General features: G+C 44.6%; 14 protein-coding genes and 1 tRNA gene. 5 read left to right on the forward strand and 10 right to left on the reverse strand.

All coding sequences use genetic code 11. The features are described 5' to 3' along the window. Positions 1–7 precede the first annotated feature (7 nt). The 4 genes from E5672_RS04740 to E5672_RS04755 all read left to right on the forward strand — a co-directional run bounded on the left by E5672_RS04740 (position 8) and on the right by E5672_RS04755 (position 3888). On the forward strand, positions 8–436 hold the full coding sequence (locus E5672_RS04740; RefSeq protein WP_136781151.1) for a MarR family winged helix-turn-helix transcriptional regulator: 429 nt from the start codon (positions 8–10) through the stop codon (positions 434–436). A 207-nt stretch (positions 437–643) separates the two neighbouring features. Further along, positions 644–1720: a patatin-like phospholipase family protein gene (locus tag E5672_RS04745; RefSeq protein ID WP_136781152.1), complete on the forward strand. Its 1077-nt coding sequence runs from the start codon at positions 644–646 to the stop codon at positions 1718–1720. A 158-nt stretch (positions 1721–1878) separates the two neighbouring features. Further along, a tRNA-Val gene (locus E5672_RS04750) sits at positions 1879–1955 on the forward strand. 205 nt (positions 1956–2160) lie between these two features. Further along, complete coding sequence (locus E5672_RS04755; protein ID WP_136781153.1) at positions 2161–3888, forward strand: sensor domain-containing protein; 1728 nt, start codon at positions 2161–2163, stop codon at positions 3886–3888. A 95-nt stretch (positions 3889–3983) separates the two neighbouring features. Here E5672_RS04755 and E5672_RS04760 read toward each other — a convergent pair whose 3' ends face one another. From E5672_RS04760 to E5672_RS04785, 6 genes are all read right to left on the reverse strand, one after another. Beyond that, on the reverse strand, positions 3984–5918 hold the full coding sequence (locus tag E5672_RS04760) for an EAL domain-containing protein (RefSeq protein ID WP_136781154.1): 1935 nt from the start codon (positions 5916–5918) through the stop codon (positions 3984–3986). Positions 5919–6168: 250 nt separating this feature from the next. Next, positions 6169–7191, reverse strand: coding sequence for an MBL fold metallo-hydrolase (locus tag E5672_RS04765; protein ID WP_240692162.1), 1023 nt, complete (start codon positions 7189–7191; stop codon positions 6169–6171). Between the two features lie 270 nt (positions 7192–7461). Further along, positions 7462–10527 (reverse strand): efflux RND transporter permease subunit, encoded by a 3066-nt coding sequence (locus E5672_RS04770; protein ID WP_136781156.1) that lies wholly within the window; start codon positions 10525–10527, stop codon positions 7462–7464. 3 nt (positions 10528–10530) lie between these two features. Then, positions 10531–11664, reverse strand: coding sequence for an efflux RND transporter periplasmic adaptor subunit (locus tag E5672_RS04775; protein ID WP_136781157.1), 1134 nt, complete (start codon positions 11662–11664; stop codon positions 10531–10533). Between the two features lie 265 nt (positions 11665–11929). Further along, positions 11930–13864 carry a monovalent cation:proton antiporter-2 (CPA2) family protein gene (locus E5672_RS04780; RefSeq protein WP_136781158.1) on the reverse strand — a complete coding sequence of 645 codons (1935 nt, stop codon included), beginning with the start codon at positions 13862–13864 and terminating at the stop codon, positions 11930–11932. Position 13865: 1 nt separating this feature from the next. Beyond that, positions 13866–14516 (reverse strand): NAD(P)H-dependent oxidoreductase, encoded by a 651-nt coding sequence (locus tag E5672_RS04785; RefSeq protein ID WP_136781159.1) that lies wholly within the window; start codon positions 14514–14516, stop codon positions 13866–13868. A gap of 297 nt (positions 14517–14813) precedes the next feature. Between E5672_RS04785 and E5672_RS04790 the strand changes: the two genes are divergently transcribed. Beyond that, entirely contained in the window at positions 14814–15308 is a 495-nt protein-coding gene (locus tag E5672_RS04790) for an acyloxyacyl hydrolase (RefSeq protein WP_136781160.1), read from the forward strand. Between the two features lie 89 nt (positions 15309–15397). On the opposite strand, the gene E5672_RS04795 is transcribed toward E5672_RS04790, so the two are convergent. From E5672_RS04795 to E5672_RS04810, 4 genes are all read right to left on the reverse strand, one after another. Continuing rightward, positions 15398–16147, reverse strand: a complete 750-nt coding sequence (locus tag E5672_RS04795; protein ID WP_136781161.1) for a hypothetical protein — start codon at positions 16145–16147, stop codon at positions 15398–15400. Positions 16148–16154: 7 nt separating this feature from the next. Then, entirely contained in the window at positions 16155–18452 is a 2298-nt protein-coding gene (locus tag E5672_RS04800) for a xanthine dehydrogenase family protein molybdopterin-binding subunit (protein WP_136781162.1), read from the reverse strand. Continuing rightward, positions 18449–18940 carry a (2Fe-2S)-binding protein gene (locus E5672_RS04805; protein WP_061485514.1) on the reverse strand — a complete coding sequence of 164 codons (492 nt, stop codon included), beginning with the start codon at positions 18938–18940 and terminating at the stop codon, positions 18449–18451. The genes E5672_RS04800 and E5672_RS04805 overlap by 4 nt, the downstream gene beginning before the upstream one ends. 95 nt (positions 18941–19035) lie before the next feature. Continuing rightward, positions 19036–19737 (reverse strand): glutathione S-transferase family protein, encoded by a 702-nt coding sequence (locus E5672_RS04810; RefSeq protein ID WP_136781163.1) that lies wholly within the window; start codon positions 19735–19737, stop codon positions 19036–19038. Positions 19738–19891: the final 154 nt, after the last annotated feature.

The raw sequence follows: 19891 nt of genomic DNA on the forward strand, positions 1-19891 counted from the left end.
TTAGAACATGCAACTAGAAGATATGCTTGCCTACAAGGTAGCCATGCTTGCCAGCGATTTAAGCGAGTCGCTTTCAAAGGAATATGCAGAATATGAACTTACCAAACCAGAATGGCGCATCTTAGCCACATTAGGTGGCCGAAGTGAAAGCTCGCCAACCTCACCGCTCACCGCAAAAGACATTGCTATCGCAACACGACTAGATAAAGTACAAGTTTCGCGAGCCTTAGAGCGTTTAGTTGAACGAGATGCGATTTACAAACGTGTGAGTAGGCGTGATAAACGAGCAACACTCATTTCATTGTCAGAAGAAGGACAGCGAATCTATCGGGATTTGCTGCCTAAAATTGTGGATTGGCAAAATAAGCGTTTGCAAAATATCACTGAAGATGAGTATCTAATATTCCTAAAAGTGATAGATGCACTAAGGCCTTAAAATTCGGGTGAAGTCGTTGTTCAGTCTGGTCTGAGCAGATGTAAGGACATTGTCAAAAAGGTTACTTTCGCGTCTTCAACTGTTAAATTCCCACGAACTAATCAAATGGGGACGTTATTGTCTTAATTAGTCATAACGTGTTCCCCTTAAATATCGAAAAGGCGCTTTTATCTAGTACTTCTATTAAGCGCTTAGCGAGGACATTGAGTGGCACCCTTAGACATATACGCAGGTATAAAAGCACGTGAAACCATAGTGAAGAACGGGTTTTCGCCCGAGTTGTTTAGTTATTTCTTGGGAGCGTCCGGCGGCCCCAAATGGTTTTCACTGGCTGGTTTAGACCGCGTACTATTTCCAGAATGGTTTGCCAATGTTGAGCATCAAATACACGTAATCGGCTCATCAGCGGGAGCGTTTCGTACCATTTGCGCAGTTCAAAACGACCCACTTGCAGCTATAAATCGTTTAGCTACCTCTTATTCACAAACAACTTATAGTAGTGATAAGCCTACGCCTAGAGAAATTACTGCTAAAGCTGAAGATTTGCTGAAAGAAATGGTGGATGACGCAGGCAAAGAAGAAGTGCTGTCGAATTCGCGCTTTAAAGCGCACCTGATTGTTGCTAAATGTTTGGGCGCTACTCGGTTCGAAAGTAAATTCAGGCAACTTTCCGGCTTGGCTATGAGTGCAGCGGCCAATACAGTAAACAGAAAACACCTTTCTCGTTTATATACGCGCTATGTGTTTTCAACGCCTAATACGGAGTTCGCGATAAAAGATCCGTATCAACTGCCTACTCAGTACCACACGTTAACCCACGGAAATATTCATACCGCGCTGCTAGCGTCTGGTTCTATTCCTGTGGTTATAGAGGGTGTACAGCAAATTGAAGGCGCGCCAGCCGGTATGTATCGAGATGGTGGTATTATTGACTATCACTTTGATTTGTCCTTTGGGCCAGATGATGGCTTAGTGTTGTACCCCCATTTTTACGATAAGCCCATACCAGGCTGGTTTGATAAGGGCCTGAAGGGCAGGGTGCCCCATCGCTCAAGTTACGATAACGTTGTAATGCTGGTGCCTTCCGCATCCTTTGTGGCGAACTTGCCTTACAGCAAAATTCCCGACAGGAAAGACTTTGAGGTGCTCGATGCAGATACGCGCATCAAATACTGGCAAACGGTATTGAAAGAAACCGACCGGCTGGGCGAATATTTTATGCGCGCTGTTAGCGATGGAACCTTAGTGGACGCTATCAAGCCGCTTCCATTTAAAATGATGTAAGCTAATCGATATTGATGAAGAAAGGGCCTAACTGCTGTCAAATTAGTCACTTGAATCGTAATTTGATAAGTTTTTCTTGCAGCTAGCGCCCGCGCTAAGTATTATACGCGCCGTTGTGTGGCATTCGCCTACCTTTCAGGTGCAACATAAAATAATATGCGTCTATAGCTCAGTTGGTTAGAGCGCTACCTTGACATGGTAGAGGTCCCCTGTTCGAATCAGGGTAGACGCACCATCTACATCCAATCAGATTTCACCTTTTGTAGAATCCTATTTCCGTTATTTGCGCGGTATGGTGTACGTACGCTGCCTAAATTTTCAACCGGTATCGAGTATAGCCTCTTATTAGACCATCCAACTGCCGGTTTTAGACTACACTGAAATAGTGTTGATAATTTTTATCGAGCGCTAAGTACTTAAATAGAAGTTACGGGAGTACAATGAGCCTAAAGAGATACCAAGAGCCCCTGTTGTTTGCACAACATGGTGCTGCCGAAAGGCGGTTCCTAGAGCTTATTAGTGCGTTACCAAAAGTATCGGTTCAAGGATACGATAAGCACCGAAACGTGATCTATTGGAATAAATCAAGTACAGATATTTATGGCTATAGCGAGAGCGAGGCACTTGGCCGAAAGCTTGAAGACCTCATAATTCCTAACTTTATGAGAGATGACGTCGTTAAATTCCATCAGCGCTGGATTGAATTTGACGAACCTATCCCTTCAGATGAACTAGTGTTGAAGAAAAAAGGGGGGCAACCTGTTCACGTTTTTTCTTCTCATGTGATGTTAAAACAAGGTACTGATTCGCCAGAGATGTACTGCGTTGATATTGACTTAACCGAACAGCACGAGATACGCCAAGAACTGGAGCGAATGGCGTCAACTGACCTACTCACAAATCTACCGAATAGGCGCGCATTAGAACAATGCTTAACCTCTGTCATCGACAATGCGAAATCATCTAACACAGGTTTTGGGCTATTTTTTATCGACCTCGACATGTTTAAAGAGGTTAACGATACCTTAGGGCATACTTGGGGTGATGAACTACTTAAATCGGTTGCTAAGCGCTTGTCAGGCTGTATTGATAGCACTAATGGCGTACTTGCTCGGTTTGGTGGCGATGAGTTCGTTTATTTAGCGAATGAAGTCACCTGCGAAAATAGATGTGAGGAAATCGCAAAAACCTTGTCTGCCTGCTTTATAGATAGCTTTGCGTTAAGTACAGAAAATGTTCACATTACCTCTAGTATCGGGATCAGTATGTATCCTCGTGACGGTGATGTTATTGACGACCTTTTAAAGCATGCTGACGCTGCAATGTACCAGGCGAAAGCCGAAGGCCGTAATCGATACCACTTTTTCACTAATACGTTAAGTCATCGACTTCGCGAACAAAGACGTATTGCTGCTAATTTGCGTGAATCGCTGAGAAATGATGAATTCGAACTTTTATTCCAACCCCAGATCGATGTAAAAACTGGCAAATTTGCTTCCTGTGAAGCTTTGCTTAGATGGTGTCCTGAAGATAAAACAAAGGCAGTGACGCCCGATATTTTCATACCTATCGCTGAACGCGGTGAGCTTATTGGCGATTTAGGAAATTGGGTATTAAAAAAAGCATGTCAGCAGGCCCAGGCATGGAAGGAAAAAGGTATTGAAATTCGAATCGATATAAATGTGTCGGGTAAAGAGTTAGAGAAAAGCTCATATTTTGATAGCCTGACTGCATATCGAGCGGAATATGCTTTATCACCGGAAGATATAGGGTTAGAGCTTACCGAGAACGTGCTTATTAAATCAGACAGCACTATTCTAGACGGCCTGAAAGCACAACGAGATCTTGGAGTGGAAATCTCCATTGACGATTTTGGTACAGGCTACTCTTCGCTCAGCTATTTGAAACATTTTCCGGTAACGCATTTAAAAATCGACCGTTCTTTTCTTGATGGCGCACCAGAAAATGATTTTGATAGTGCATTAATGGAGGCCATTGTTAACGTAGGCCATAAATTAAATTTGAAGATTGTTGTGGAAGGGGTGGAAACCGAGAGTCAGTCTGACTATTGCAAATCACTAAACGTAGAGTTTGTACAAGGCTATCTATTCTCGAGGCCAATAAGCGCAGACGCCATAGAGGCCTTGTACATAGAACAAAGCAAGTAAGTGTAAAAGCCACTTAGTATGTACTCTGACATTTAGCTTAGGTAGTCGATATTAATGCGTGATAAACGTTTACCAACTACCCAACAAATGACCTGTTAATACACGTTCCAAAGCGCTGGTTTGGCAAAGTAGTAGCCCTGCTGATGGTCAACTCCTAACTTAATTAACGCTACTGATTCAGCTTCGTTTTCTACCATTTCCGCAATAACTTTTATGTTCAAACCTTTCGCTATACTGACAAGGCTTGAAACAAATAGCTGGTTGTCTTTGTTGGTATGAATACCCTGAGTCAAACGACCAGAAAGTTTGACGAACTGTGGCTGTATTGCGCGCAGGCCCGCCAGTGAGGCGAAATTATCACCAAAGCGCTCAATGGTAATGCGGCTGCCAAGGCTGATTAACTGCCGACAAAGCGACTCTGTGACTTCTCGGTGTTGTATCAAGGCCGCATCTTCAATCTCAAAAAGAAGTCTATGGCTTAACGCTTTGCGTTTAGCAATTTCTTTTACTAACCAGTCTCTAAATTCAGCATTAGCGACTGATGCTATGCTCAAATTTACCGCAACTTGTTGCGAGGTAACTTCTAGCTTTTTCAGCACGATGTGGGTAACTAACTTGTCTACCTGCGGGATGAGGTCGAGTCGTTCGGAAGCAGGGATCAGCTGCGCCATAGGAATAACATCATTGGTATCCTTGTCTTTAAATCGACCTGATGTTTCATAGTAGGCGGGTACGTTTTGCTCTGTGTCCATTACGGGCTGAATAACGATGTCTGCATACTGTTGAGAGACAATGAAATTAAGACGTTCACGCCATTGTGAATTGCTGTGTACTTTTGATATTTCAGACGCCAACTGCCAGCCGTTTGAGGTTTTCATTGCGGCAATAAGTGCACTATCCACATTTTCCATAATTTGCTGCATAGACATCGAACTAATAAACCGAGTTATTCCCATAAAGACGGCCTTTGTACCATCTCTCAACGGTGAAACAGTTGCGCATTGCTTGGCGATGTTAGTGAGCATGATTTCCCGGATAGGGTTTTCCATTGGTTCACTGAGCAGCGCAAAATCTCCACCCGATAATCTAAACACAAATCGAACGTTGTTGTTGTTTTTGGCTTCTTCAAGCAGAACGTTTGCCACTGCTTTTATGTAACTGTCGCCAGGCACCATGCCTAGTTTGGCATTGATGCTACCAAGGTGGGCAAGCCGAACAATAACAAGCTCTTTCTCTTGAGAGGGGGCGTTTTTATCTAATAGGGCACGCATGTGGCGTTCGAACGCTCCTCTATTGGCTAGCGTCGTAAGCGCATCTTTACTTGCTTCTTTTTTAAATAACTCTGACTGTCGCTTTAGCTCATCAAATTTAGAGGATAGTGTGTTCGACAGAGAGTTAGCTGCGTCGATTAATGGCCCAAAATCCTTACTTGATACAGTAATATCAGGAGAGGTGAAATTATGACTAGCAATCTCATTGAGTTTTTTAACGGTTTCGTAAATCGGCCGTTTAATCTTCCGATTCATTAATATCACGAAAAGTGAAAGAAGCACTGCCAGCACTAAAAATGCCGCAGCATTTTTAACTAGCGTAGCGAAGAATCGTGCTGCAGTTTCTTGCTTGTTTGAAGTGAGGACAAGCTTACTACCGCCGGTACCTAAAGATACCCGTTTATCAAAGTCAGGGCTGGGGTCGATAAGTGAAAACCATGATGGCACACGGCTATTGGACGTCATGCCCTTTTGCACAATGCTTTTGCCGTTTTCGTCAATAATAGCAGCGGCTGAAATATAAGGCTGTGCAACGGCACTTTCTAGCAAAGAATCAAAGACTAGTTGCTCAGTTTGTGAAGACGGAGAACTCAACTGACTAATAGTGTTTTTATAAATTACGGCGCTTTTCTCAGCCTGTAGCGTTACTGCTTCAGACACGTGCGCTTGTAGTTCACGTAATTCGGCGACAGATAATGCAGTAAATGCTAAAAACAAGAGGGTGACAATACCCAAATTGGTTCGACTAGATAGCTTCATTACTAGCAGTTATCTCCTTTAACTGAGAAATTTATGTTTGTTTTAACGATTGCATGCAATAACGCGCAACCACTGAATCGCTGCATGATACAAAAGCGGCGGTACGTGATATTTACTTAAAGTAAATGTCACGCACCGTAATTGTAGCCTATAGATTGTGTGAGTGCTATTTACACAATGTAATCACAAATGTATAGCAAAACAAAGTGTTAAGCGAGCAGTAATAAAGTCTTTATGGAGGCTTTACATTTTATCTTTCATCTAGCCACCACGTTTTATTCGGAGCTTCGCCCGCACTCTTAATGGGAACAATTTCGCCAAAGATCGGGATGCTGGTGGGAACACCCTTGGCATTGGCAAGGTCTGTAATTTTTATTAAAGGTTCATTCCAGTTATGCAGCGCCAAATCAAAGGTACTGTTGTGTACAGGCATCATGACACTGGCTTGAACATCAATATGTGCTTGCAGGCTCTCTTCAGGCAGCATGTGAATATCAGACCATAATTCGTTGTACGCGCCGGTTTCAATCATAGACAAATTGAACGGACCGTACTTTTCACCAACGGTCTTAAACCCATCGAAATAGCCCGAGTCACCGCTGTAAAAGATGTTGGTGTTCGACGATTTCATAACCCAACTTGCCCAAAGGGTTTCGTCTCTGTCAAATAAACCTCGCCCCGAGAAATGCTGAGACGGTGTGGCCACTATTTCAATGCCGTTCACTTTTGTGCTTTGCCACCAATTTAACTCAACAATTTTACTTGCATCCACACCCCAGTCGCGCAAATGATTGCCCACTTTTAACGGTGTGATAAAAACGTCGACCTTGTTTTTTAGTATTTCAATACTGCCCTTATCTAAATGGTCGTAATGATCGTGACTTATAATAACGGCATCTAATTTAGGCAAGTCTTCTAGTGAAATTGGCGCTTGGTGGAAACGCTTGGGCCCCATCCATTGAACAGGAGAGGCACGCTCACTGAAGACCGGATCGATCAATATATAGCGCTCAGAAAGTTTCAGTAGGGTAGTAGAGTGGCCAAGCTTTATCACGCTATCTTCTGCAACTGCGTCAAGCATTTGAGGGGTAAGTGTCGACACGGGTATATCAAACGTTGGTGTTGCGGCATCTCTGTTGTCGCGAAAGTACGCCTTGGTGACTTTCCACATGTCTCGCCACGTCGTTTTATATTCAATATGGGTATTAGTGAATTTTTCAGGTTGTGACGCGCTCGCAGCAAGGCTGTTTGAAGAACCACAAAAAGATGTCATAAATAAAACTCCAACAAGAAAGCGTGTGCGATTAAAAACGGGCATGCTCTCACCTTAAATTAAAAGTATACTGCACAGTGTAGTTTACACATGGTAAACTAATTTTTTAAAAAGTAAACTAGTGGGTGTAGTTTTTGTTGGGAAGGAAAGATTACGGCTAATTGGAAATATACAGCCAGCAGTAGAAAGGTTTTCAAATGCTGGCTGTTAAAAATATTAGGTTCGACAGTGTAGTCATTTATACTGCGAACAAGTGCCTAACTTATCGCGTTAGTTGGACGTGCCTTGCTGCTCTGACTTAATACCGTGGAACGTACAGTGAAGTACCGGCAAAATGAGCAGTGTAAGCACGGTGGCAACGGTCAGGCCAAATACAATGACTACCGCCATTGATGCGAAAAACGCGTCAGAAAACAGCGGGATCATGCCCAGTATGGTTGTGATTGCTGCCATGGAAACGGGGCGTACACGAGACACCGATGCGGTTACAACGGCATCAAAAGCGCCACTGTTACTCTTTGCCTGAACGTTTATTTCTTCCATTAGTACTATCCCGTTTTTAAGTACCATACCAATAAGGCTTAGGCTGCCCAGCAACGCCATAAAAGTAAAGGGTGCACCAACCAGCACCAAGCCGCCAATAATACCGATAGTGGTAAGCGGTATTACGCCCCATATGGCTAACGCTTGGCGTAGCTTGCCAAACAGCAATACGGTGATAATAAACATTCCCAAAATACCAATGGGCATACTCGCGAATAGGGCGCTTTGCGCGTCTGTTGACGTTTCGTATTCGCCGCCCCATTCGATGCGGTAGCCATCAGGCAGTTTAAGCTCTTCTACAAGAGGGCGAACTTTAGCTTGTACACTCGCTGCCGTTTCACCGGATAAAGGCATTGGCTCAGCGTAAACCGCCAGCATACGCACCCGATTGCGGCGTTTGATGATAGGGTTATCAAGCGATACATCTACATTACTAATAACGTCAGCCATACTAATGTATTTACCTTGTTCTTGGCTCCATACATTAAGTGAGGCAAGGTTATCTATGTCATAGCGCTGGTTTGGATCGTTGCGCATAACAATAGGTATTAAATCGCTACCTTCGCGGTAAAGACCCACAGTTTCACCTTCATTATTAAGTAAAAATGCAGTGTGAACTGCGTCTCGTGTAACGCCTATGCGCCTGGCTTGTTCTTCCAAAAACACCGGCTCAACAAATGGGACTTTATTGCTCCACGATAGCCGCACGCTGTCCATGGTTTTCTCAGCTTGAAATATGGCTTCAATGTCGCTACTTATCTCACGCAAAACTTCAGGTTCTGGCCCGTAGATCCTCGCTTCAATAGCTGCTTTTGCAGAAGGGCCTACTTGCAGTGCTTTAACCTTGTATTGCACATTAGGGAAGTCTTCCCGCACCAGTTCAATAATTTCTCGCATACGAGCATCACGAGATTCTACCGTATTGGTTTCAACAATAAGTTGGCCATAGCTGGCATACATGTCTTCTGGCGCATAAGTAAGGGTAAGGCGCTGTGCACCGCCACCAATAACACTGGTTACGTTGGCAATATCTTCCATGTTCAGCACGTTGCTTTCCAAGCGGCGTATAGACTGCTCAGTGGTTAAAATGTCGCTACCTTCAGGCAGCCACAAATCTACAAAAAACAACGGAGTGGATGAATCTGGGAAAAATGCGTTTTTGACAAACTTACCTGACGCCATGCTGCCTACCAGAGCAACAAGTACCAGAACTATTGTCACGTAGCGGTGATTGATAGCAGCAGTAAGTACACGCTTGTATACGGTAAAAATAATGCCTTTGTACGGGTCGTCGTCCTCATCGCTGTTGCCCCGTTCTTTTTCAGTTTTAAACAACAAATCGAAAAAGAAAGGCGTTATGGTGAGCGCGGTGATCCAACTTAAAAATAGCGAGAAGCACAGCACCCAAAATAGCGAGCCGACGAATTCACCTGTGGCATCTGGCGACAGACCAATTGGCGCAAAAGCAGTGATGGCAATCACGGTAGCACCAAGTAGCGGTAAACCGTTTTGAGACACTACGTCTTTTGCCGCCTGAAGCTTGGTTTGCCCTTTTCTCACACCAATTAGCATGCTTTCGGTGACCACTATGGCGTTGTCGACCAACATGCCAAGGGCAATAATAAGCGCGCCCAAAGAGATTTTTTGCAATTCAATGCCTTTTACCGACATCAATATAAAGGTGCCGAGAATGGTAAGCACAAGAATGAGCCCCATCAAAACGCCACTGCGCCAGCCCATAAAAAGAAGCAGTACGAAAATAACGATGGCTACGGCTTCAACAAGATTAATCAGAAAGCCAGTCACAGAATCGTCGACCACTGTGGGCTGGTTGTAAACGGTATTTAGCGACATACCCAGAGGCATTCGCTGCTCTAACTCGGCAATTTTGCTATCAAGCCGTTTACCTACGTCAACTACGTTGACTGCCGACGCGAACGACACACCAATCGACAGGGCCGGCGTACCAGAACTGTGATAAAGAATTGAAGGGGTATCGTTAAGCTTGCGCTCAATGGTCGCGATATCCGTTAAGCGAATTAGGCCGCTGGCCGGTGAGCCAATTACCACTTGGCCTAACGCCTCTAAATTATCAAATTCACCAGTGGGCTGAATAGACAGGCGTTTGCCCTGAACCTTGATCGACCCCGCATTGCCCACCACATTTTGCGCGGTTAAAAGGCCAGCAATGGATTCGGCAGAAACATTCAGGGTTTTCATTTTATCGTAATCTAAAGACACAATAATTTGTTCGCTCACCGTACCGGCAATAGATACTTTTTTTACGCCCTCAACAAGCTGTATTTCTCGCTGCATTAAGTCAGCAAAGTCTTCCATTTGCTTAAGGGAATAGTCTTCACTTTTGAGGGTAAGCAATAAACCAAATACGTCTCCAAAGTCATCGTTGACAATAGAGGTGCTGGTGCCAGGTGGCAGTGATGCTTGTGCATCGCCCACTTTACGTCGCAAGTTGTCCCAGTATTGTTCTAGGTCCTTGGCCTGAACACTGCTTTTAAGTTCAACGGTAATTTGCGACAGCCCTACCATGTTTACCGAACTGATACGCTTTACGTTGGGTATACGCTGAATAGCCTTTTCAAGCTGCAACGTAACCTCTTCTTCAACTTGCTCAGGCGTAGCCCCAGGGTACTGGGTCATAACCAGTGCGTTTCTTATGGTAAATTCGGGAAATTCAAGCTGACCTAAGCCAAGAAAAGTGACTATGCCGCCAACACCTAAAATGATGGCGACCATCCAGCTTATGACTTTTTGACGAAAGAAATATTCGACCATAATTTACAGGCCTCCTTCTTTCGTCCACTCAGTAACGGATTGGCCTTCTTTTACAAGGTGAGCACCAGCAGCAACAATTTTATCATCGTCGTTTAGCGGGCCTTCAACTAACAAGCCGTTAGAAATACCACGGGCGATCATCACTTCTACCGCTTCGACCGTGCCTTTCTTTTTATCGTCTTCATTTGGTTTAAAACGCCATACTATGGCCTTGTCCGGTTCTGCGTTGTCTGTAACTACTGCGCCAAAAGGAACCAACCAAAGCTTCGCGTCAGATTCAATTAACTTCGACATATCAAGTAATACGGTAGCGCTCATGCCTGAAAGCACGTTGATATCGTCTGGTTCTGGCAGAGTAATAGTGACTTCGTAGCTAAGCTCACCTTGTCGCGTAGTGCTTTCGTGGTCTTTGTACATAGCGGCGTACCGCTTTTCTGGCATGCCAGAGAAAGTGACCCACGCCATTTCCGACGTGCGATTCTCACGGGCTCGAGAGCGGTCAATCATACGCATTTTTTGCTCTGGTAACTGAAACGTTACGTCGATAGCGCCCGGCATATGAAGCTCGGCAATGGTTTGTTGAGGCACTATAACTTGATAATTTTCAACAGGCACAGAGGCGATAAGCCCCGCAAACGGTGCGCGAAGCTCAGTGTAACTTAGCTGGTCCTGCGCATTAGTCAGGCTGGCTTTAGCAGCTAAAAAATTGGCTTTCGCTTCATCAAAGGTAGAGCGGCTTACAGCGCCTTTTTCCACCGAAGCTTCCATACGTTCAAACATCGCTGAAGACACATCGAACTGAGATTGGGCGGTGGCGAGCTGCGCTTTTGCGTCTCTGTCGTCAAGTCGTGCAATAAGCTGGTTCTCTGTAACTTCCTCGCCCGCTTTTACATTAAGTTCTTGTAGTTTGCCGCCAATGCGAAACGAAAGGTTAGAATACTCTGCAGCTTCTACTTGCCCTGGGAATTTAGCAATGGTCTCGTCCGAATGCTGAACTTTATAAAGTGTTACCGGTGTTGAAGATACAGCTTTAGGTGGAGTAGGGGTGTCTTCACACGCACTTAAGCCAGCAAGTGCAGTAAATGCAACTACAGCGCGCATGGCTACACGGTGAAAGAGACTTTTTTTAAGCAACATGGTAACTCTCCATTTAAATAGACCACTTTTTTATTCCCATTTAGACAATGGGTTATCATTAATTGCGTGCATGCTCATCATTGTTGACGAGGATTTTATACAAACCAATATACGCTTTATTTAATGCACTTAAGGGTTATAGTGTTATTTATCGTTTTCGATCAGATCTTTGTTCACAAACACAAGCGTTAACCAGTGTGTCTAAATCTACACTTTCGCGGCGTGTTGCGAATGCGAAACGAGGTATCGCAAAATTACACGCCAGTTACTTCTTTGCGTTATCTGGTTTTTCATCGGGCGCTAGTTTTTCAGCATATCCTTTAGGCGGCGGAGTCCAGCCACGCATCTTTGAATGTTTGTCGTGCAAATCGGCTTTCAAGGCATCTTCAATAAGCGACTCGAGTTCGCTGAACAGTTTTAGGTAATTGTTGTCTACCCGTTCGCCACTCGCGTCATCTACCCATGCGTGATACAGCACATCGTTTTGTTGAGACTCAATATTTTTGTAGGCCATTTTTTGTCGCTCAACTTGGAAAGGGTGTATATTGAGTGAGCGTAATGCCTCCGCTCCCATTTCCAATGCACTATGATAGGTTTCTGATACTACAAAATCTGCGCCCAACTGGCGCAAGCGGTAGCCATGACCACGGTCAAAGGCACGGGCAAGCACTTTGACATTAGGAAAGGCGTGTTTGGCGTACTTCACCATTTCTGCAGCTGTTTCTCTATCGTCAATGGCAATAACTAATAAAGACGCTTCGTGCGCCCCTGCGGTATGTAATATGTCAGGTTTAGATGCATCGCCAAAGTACGCTTTGTTGCCGAAGCGCCTGAAAAGATCTATCTGCTCTGAACGAATATCAAGCACAACGGTTTTAACGTCATTGGCTGCTAACAGCCGATTAATAATTTGCCCAAAACGACCTATACCAGCAATGACCACAGTGCCTTTTTCGTCGATAACATCATCATCACGCTGTGATTTTGCATTTTTGTAGCGCGGAATTATGGCTTTGTCGAAAAGAATGAAAAGCCCAGGCGTTAAAAACATGGATATAGCCACAACAAGAGAAAGTACAGAAATAATGTCGTTGGGCAGCACGTAGTTCTGCGAGGCAAAACTTAACAGCACAAAGCCAAATTCACCCGCCTGGGCAAGGCTTAGTGTGAACAGCCATTTGTTAGTGCCTTTTATTTTGAAAATCAAGGCGATGATAAACAGCACAATGGCTTTCATAAGCATAACTGCGACAGTTAGCCCTGCTATCAACATAGGGTTCTCACTAAGCACTGAAAAGTTAATGCCAGCGCCTACCGTTATAAAAAAGAGACCTAACAATAAGCCTTTAAACGGCTCGATATTGGCTTCAAGTTCATGCCTGAATTCACTATTGGCTAGAACTACGCCCGCTAAAAATGCGCCAAGGGCGGGAGAAAGCCCCACAAGCCCCATTAACGCAGCAATGCCGATAATTAGCATGAGTGCTGTGGCTGTGAATATCTCTCGTAAACCAGAAGAGGCAACAAACTTAAATAATGGGCGGCTTAAGTAGTGTCCGCCAATAGTAAGAAAGGCAATTGAGCTAATGATCACCAACCCAGAAGCCCATGGAGCAAGCCCTTCTACTAAATTAAAGCTATCGTGTGATTCTGCTGCGCCATGTTCGCCGCCAGCGGCAACAAGTTCGGGTATGGCAAGTAAGGGAATAAGCGCAAGCATGGGAATAACCGCGATGTCCTGAAACAGCAACACGGAAAAAGCACTTTTGCCTCCTTCCGTTTTTTGAAGCCCTTTTTCTTGTAATGTTTGTAAAACGATGGCGGTTGAAGAAAGGGCGAAAATAAGGCCTATCGTAAGTGCAATGCTAAAAGGCTGTTCAAGTAACAAGGCGACGCCAGTGATAAGTGCTGTGGTTAGTGCTAACTGCAGGCCGCCTAAGCCCATAAGTTTAGATTTCATGGCCCAAAGTGAACGGGGCTCTAGCTCTAGCCCAACTAAAAACAGCATCATGACTACACCAAATTCAGCAAAATGCTGAATAGCGACAGTTTCGTCACCAACAAGGCCAAATATGGGGCCAATCACTAGCCCTGCTATTAAATAGCCTAGTACAGACCCTAAACCAAGGCGCTTTGCAATGGGTACGGCTATTACAGCGGCTACAAGGTAAATAAATGCATATAGAAAATAGCCAGTCACATTAATCTCCTTGAGGTGTACAAAGGTCTGCCAGGTTCTCGATGCACTTTGCTTTTTCTAAATCGAGGGTGTTGGACGTTAATTTATTAAGCAGGGTTGTCCACTTCCCCCTATGTTGAGCTACCCGATGTTCTTCCTGAGCGGTACGCGAGCCAAATATTGCAAATGGAGCGATGTAGGTCATATGGGTGATTTGTGCCATTTGCTCTAAAGGCTGAAGTAGTTGCCTAATGGTGTAGTGATTGAAACCGTCAGTTTGATAGGCCTCTTCTTTACCGCCTGCACTTAACGCACAAAGAAACAATTTACCTTTAAGCGCAGTACCTTCGTGGCCGTAGGCGAACCCATATTCCAACACCAAATCTTGCCACTCTTTTAAAATAGAAGGCGTTGAGTACCAGTAAAGAGGAAACAAAAAAATAATGACATCGTGGTCGACTAAACGCTGCTGTTCCCGCTCAATATCAATATTAAAATCTGGGTATTCTGCGTACAGGTCTACGGCGGTAACGTGCTTATTCATTTTTGCTTCGTGAAAAAGAGGCACGTTCACTTCCGAGCGGGTTTGCGCAGGGTGAGCAAAAAGAACCAGTACTTTTTTACTTTCCTTGGCGCGCTCTACAGTGCTTTCAATGATGTTCTCGTCAGTCATGCATTTCTACTCATTGTTACAGCCAGCTCTCATTGAGCTATAAGGAGCCGTTGATTTTTGATGTGCCAAACACAGCTATGGTCAAAAAACCTAAATTTATTCATTAATTCAATATGTACGTTTAGAGCAAATAAGAATGTGTTTTTCCTCAAAGTTATAAGGTAGTCAATATATACTAGGTTGAAAAAAGTTACCTGATTACTATTATATACTTTTAAACGAAATAGCTTTGAAAATGACGCAAAAAAAGCGTCAGAAAAAGCGCAACTTTCAAACTTTGCTTAGAACAGTATAAACATGAAAACATCAGTAAAAACACTCGCACTTGCATTATCGTTACTTTCACCTTTTGCATCGCTTTCCACCCATGCTCTGCCTCAAGGTAGTGAACTCAAAGCTGGAGCTGCGGTTTGGAATCTGTTTGATGATGCAGACCGATACGCATTGCATGTGGCTTATGTTCACAAACCGCTCGAATCATTTTACGGAATTAGACCAACAGTTCTCTTGGTAAACGCAGATCAAGGCCAACACTATTTCGCTGCGGGGTTGGCAAAAGACGTATACAAATACAATGACTTTTCAGTACGCGTTGCCTTTCACGCGGGCATTGTTGATGAATCTGAAAATTTAGGCGACACCATTGAATTCTATTCATCACTTTCCGGACTCTACAATTTTTCTGAATCATTTTCGCTAGAAGCTGAAATTGGCCACATTTCTAACGGCGGGCTAGGGGACACAAACCCTGGTTCAGAATCGTTTGTATTGAGTGCTCACTACCATTTCTAATCTCGCCTAAACAAGTTGTGCCTACTTCTTTCGTTAAACAGCCCGCTTAAAACGCGGGCTGTTCAATTTCGGGCAAAGACTTTTTTAACTTAACTTTCTGTCGGGCAAGGCGCGCCGCCGTTAATCCAAACCGACATTGCCTTAGCGAACTGTGCATGTGTCCCTGGTGCAGGTGTTCTGCCTGGGCCGGGGTTCCATGCCCATCTCACTAATGGATCATCACTGACATGGTGTTCAAATTCTTTTTTGAACGTTTTCATGTCATCTCTACCCCCACGTTGAGCAAGAAAAGAGTTCAAACGCGGGTTTAACCAATTGTTGCATAACTTTGAGGGGGTCATGTCGTTACCAATAATCATGGTAGGAGGCGGCATGTGCCACACGAAACCTGGCATAAGGTCGTTTGCTGCGCCAGGTGGCCTGCCGGGTTCACGCGCATTCTCATCTTGGTGACACCCACGGCAGTTTACGGGATGCGTTTCGCCAACCTGAACAAACTTTCCGTCTTGAACAGCCATTTTTAAGTTGTTCAAAGAGGTAATGTTCATCGGATGAGGAGTTTTGTTGTCGCCCACCGTTGGGCGGTGAGCACCGTCCTCGATAACACCGTGACAATTCACACACCGTGGATGTGTTGCTACATCGAACAAGTAGTTGAATGCAGTCGTTGGGTTAGGATCCTGCTGATAAGCTTCAAAAGCAGGTGTTGAGTTAGCCACTTGTGAAGCGTTAGCAGTTAAACTTTCATGATTGCTATCGTCATTTTCATGTAAGCTACACCCGATAAGCATAAGTGCGAATAGGGCGCTTACCCCTAAAGCAGATATCATTCTCATCATACTGCCCTCATGCTTTTAATGCTGCGGTAACGTGTTGAGCAAGCATGGGCAAATGACGTAGCCGTACACCAATGGCTTGGTACACTGCATTGCCGATAGCCGGCGCGACACCAATAACGCCTGGTTCACCCAGTCCTACTGGAAACTCCTCACTTTCAACAAGCTCAATATCCATTTCTGGAACATCGTTCATACGTAGAGGAAGGTAGGTATGTAAGTTTGTTTTTGAAACCTGACCGTTTTTCACTTCGTTATGTTCAAACAGTGCCAAGCTCAACCCCCACAGTAATGAACCCTCAAGTTGCGCTATTGCGCCATCTGGATGAATAACAATACCAGCATCAGAAACAACCCATAGCTTCTTAACCGTTATCTTTCCTGTGCGCTTGTTAACGTGAACATGAGCTGCAGTCGCGAGCCAAGCTGGCATAGTGCGTTCTTGACCTGCACTTACGCTATAGCCAATGCCTTCATCAGCACCAAGTTTAACATTCGCCGTCTTTTTCTTAAGAATATCAAGAGTATTGGCAAGTCGAGTGGCACCGCCGACACTTTCTGGCGCTTTGCCCCCTTGTTTTCCTTTTCCGTCTAACATAGCAAGTCTGAAGTCGACGGGGTCTTTGTTCGCTTTCATTGCCACTTCGTCAATAAATGATTCTAAGCCCCATACAATCCAACCTTGACCTACCGAACGCAGCCAACCTGGCGTAAATGTATCTTGTGCTACCTTATTATTAACAGCACGGGCGCGATGGTGAGACATGGTGTACCAATGGTCGGCGCCAGATGCCGAGAACATATCGACTTTTCCTTCGCCGCTTACTCCTGGTGCTAGAAATCCCGGTGCCATTTTTAGTGTTGGCCAGCCTGCCGCAAGCGCATGCTCCATACCTAAAAACTGATTATTTTCATCGAACGACGCATTAAACAGCGAGGTAGATGCAGAGCGGGGTTGATCAAATAATGTATCATCCGGGCGCATGAATACCAGTTTGACTGGCTGGCCAGCAGCTTTAGCTGTAAGCAAAGCTGGAACAATCCAATCTCCATAAAGGCGTCGACCAAAACCACCGCCAAGATAATATTGGTGAAGGATCACATCACTTTCTGGCACTTCTGCGGCCTTAGCTACAGTAGGGAGTGTTAGGCTCTGCCACTGGTTACCCGTATGAATATGCCATTTGCCACCTTTAAATTCAGCAATAGCGTTAAGTGGTTCTAGCTGGAAATGATTGGCAGTTGCGGTGGTGTATAAAGCCTCAATAGTTTGTGCCGCTTTTGATTGCGCCAGCTCTATATTTCCTTCATCTACAAAAACGGTGCCTTCCTTGCGATCACGTACAATTCTTTCGCCTTCTTTTTGTATATCAGCTTCAGAAACATTAGCGGTTTTACCGGCGTTATAGCTGACTTTCACCATATCAACGGCTTTAATCGCTGTGGGGTAGTCTGTAGCCAATACAGTAACCCAACCTTCAATGGTACCGCTCGGATCGGTAAGCACTTTATAACCTTTGTATCCCGGTAAGCTCTTAGCTTTACTGTCGTCCACATTCGTTACTGCACTGCCATAACGAGTCGGAGGCAGAATGGGGCGTGCGTAAAGCATATTTTCCACTTCCACATCAATGCCGTATACCGCAGTACCATTAGTTTTAGGCGGGATGTCGAGTGCTTTGTAGTCTGCGTTAACACCAATTAGGTGGCGTTTTTTACCCGGTTTAATTGGCAGTTCCGCGAGCTCATCTGCACTGAATGTTTTGTCGACGTTGCCGTTCGCTACAATATCGCCGTAGCTAATTTTCTTGTTACCCGAGATAACAAAACCTTTTTCTGCCTTGCAACTATTGGCAGGCACGCCAAGTAGTTTCGCACCTGCATCAATTAACACCATGCGGCCAGCGGCGCCCGCCTGAGACATAGGCTTGTAGGTATGGAAAATTGACCAAGAGCCGCCTGTTACCATGTAGCCCCACTTTGGGTCTGTATCGACGTGCACTATAGACACTTTATCCCAGTCGCACTCAAGCTCATCAGCTAAAATTCTAGCGATTGGCGTACCAATATGCTGACCCATTTCCGCTTTGGCTATGTTGACGATGACGTTGCCATCTGTATCCATTTCAAACCAGATATTTGGTGAAAACTGTTTAGTTTCAATACTTTCTTTCGCTGATAACAGAGATGGAATAGCGGCAGCACCAAATGCCATGAATAAAGACGTTTTCATTGACCCCACCATGAAAGAACGGCGAGATAAGTTGATCATGTCTTTCTTTTCTTGAGAGATGTTTTTCATGCTCATGCGTTTTCACCTTCTGATGAAGCGTTTGGGTCAAAGTATTGAACTGAAGACGTTGCGGCGCGCTTGATCGCTTTTTTTATGCGCGCATAAGCCATACAGCGGCAATAATTTGCGCTCATGTGGTTAACGATATCTTGGTCGCTCGGATTTGGGTTTCTGTCTAGTAAGGTCGCTGCTTGCATGATTTGACCAGACTGGCAATAGCCACACTGAGGAACCTGCTCTTCTACCCAAGCAGATTGCAGCGGATGCTCATTGTTGAGGCTTTCGATAGTGTTTACGTTCTTGCCTTTAGCTAACGAAACAGGATATGAGCAAGAGCGAATAGCGTTACCGTCAATATGTACCGTGCATGCGCCACACATGGCAACACCGCACCCAAACTTGGTGCCTTTTAATCCAAACTCATCGCGTATCACCCAAACGAGAGGCGTATCTGATGCAGCATCTGTCTGCACTTTTTTTCCATTTAATGTAAATTCAATCATGGTTTGTGTCACCGTGAAGTTAATGTTTAATATGCTCTCGCCAAGGCGCTTTACTTGGTTTGAACGGTCTGTTTTGCCTGTTTTGATTAGTATTATTAAAATCTGTCAGCGTTAGCTTTCTCTTGCTTAGCTTGTTGTTCCGAATCCCCTCTGCCAAAGAAAGCCTCAAAAGGTTCCGGAATAGTTAGTGCGCGCTGAGTTGCTTTGCGCTGATCAATGCGCTTAAACCATGCTTTAAGGTTTTCTAGACCCGAAACATCTACTTTTGCCCAATGATAGGCTCTGGCCCAAGGGTAGGTTGCCATGTCAGCAATAGTGAACTCGTCGTTCACCAAATAACTTCGACCTTCAAGCCTAGTGTTTAGCACTTCTAAAAGGCGCCGACTTTCTGAAACGTATCTATCAATGGCGTAGGAGTTGTGCTCACCCTGTTTGGGCGCAATCCGCTGAAAGAACATGGCCTGTCCCATCATTGGCCCGATCCCTCCCATTTGAAACATTAGCCACTGCAGAACTTCTGATTCTTTATCGTTGTTTTGCGGAATGAACTTTTGATACTTTTTCGCTAGATACCAAAGTATGGCGCCGGACTCGAAAACCACGAAGTTGTTGTTAGATTTATCGATGATAGTTGGGATGCGGCCATTGGGATTGATGGCTATATATTCAGGCGACTTTTGCTGCCGAGAGGCGAAGTCAATGTGAGTTAAGTCGTAATCTACACCTGCCTCTTCTAAAAAGATAACGGGCTTCCATCCATTCATTGTGCTTGCGGTGTATAAATGAATATCTTTCATGGCTTACACTCCAAAGAGGCCTACAGTGAACCTTTTACATTGATATTAGACTAATTAGCTAAGGGTGAACTTAAAGGTAAACTTGCTTATGTGGTCTATTTTAGTTACCTTGTTCAAACAAACAATTAGTATACTTTTAGTAACTAGGTGGTTT

It is taken from the genome of Alteromonas portus (genome assembly GCF_005117025.1).
Classification (GTDB): Bacteria; Pseudomonadota; Gammaproteobacteria; order Enterobacterales; family Alteromonadaceae; genus Alteromonas; species Alteromonas portus.

Coding starts and splice junctions, on each gene's coding strand:
- E5672_RS04740 (WP_136781151.1), top strand. CDS start 8: ATGCAACTAGAAGATATGCTTGCCTACAAGGTAGCCATGCTTGCCAGC.
- E5672_RS04755 (WP_136781153.1), top strand. CDS start 2,161: ATGAGCCTAAAGAGATACCAAGAGCCCCTGTTGTTTGCACAACATGGT.
- E5672_RS04760 (WP_136781154.1), bottom strand. CDS start 5,918: ATGAAGCTATCTAGTCGAACCAATTTGGGTATTGTCACCCTCTTGTTT.
- E5672_RS04765 (WP_240692162.1), bottom strand. CDS start 7,191: ATGACATCTTTTTGTGGTTCTTCAAACAGCCTTGCTGCGAGCGCGTCA.
- E5672_RS04770 (WP_136781156.1), bottom strand. CDS start 10,527: ATGGTCGAATATTTCTTTCGTCAAAAAGTCATAAGCTGGATGGTCGCC.
- E5672_RS04775 (WP_136781157.1), bottom strand. CDS start 11,664: ATGTTGCTTAAAAAAAGTCTCTTTCACCGTGTAGCCATGCGCGCTGTA.
- E5672_RS04785 (WP_136781159.1), bottom strand. CDS start 14,516: ATGACTGACGAGAACATCATTGAAAGCACTGTAGAGCGCGCCAAGGAA.
- E5672_RS04790 (WP_136781160.1), top strand. CDS start 14,814: ATGAAAACATCAGTAAAAACACTCGCACTTGCATTATCGTTACTTTCA.
- E5672_RS04795 (WP_136781161.1), bottom strand. CDS start 16,147: ATGATGAGAATGATATCTGCTTTAGGGGTAAGCGCCCTATTCGCACTT.
- E5672_RS04800 (WP_136781162.1), bottom strand. CDS start 18,452: ATGAGCATGAAAAACATCTCTCAAGAAAAGAAAGACATGATCAACTTA.
- E5672_RS04805 (WP_061485514.1), bottom strand. CDS start 18,940: ATGATTGAATTTACATTAAATGGAAAAAAAGTGCAGACAGATGCTGCA.
- E5672_RS04810 (WP_136781163.1), bottom strand. CDS start 19,737: ATGAAAGATATTCATTTATACACCGCAAGCACAATGAATGGATGGAAG.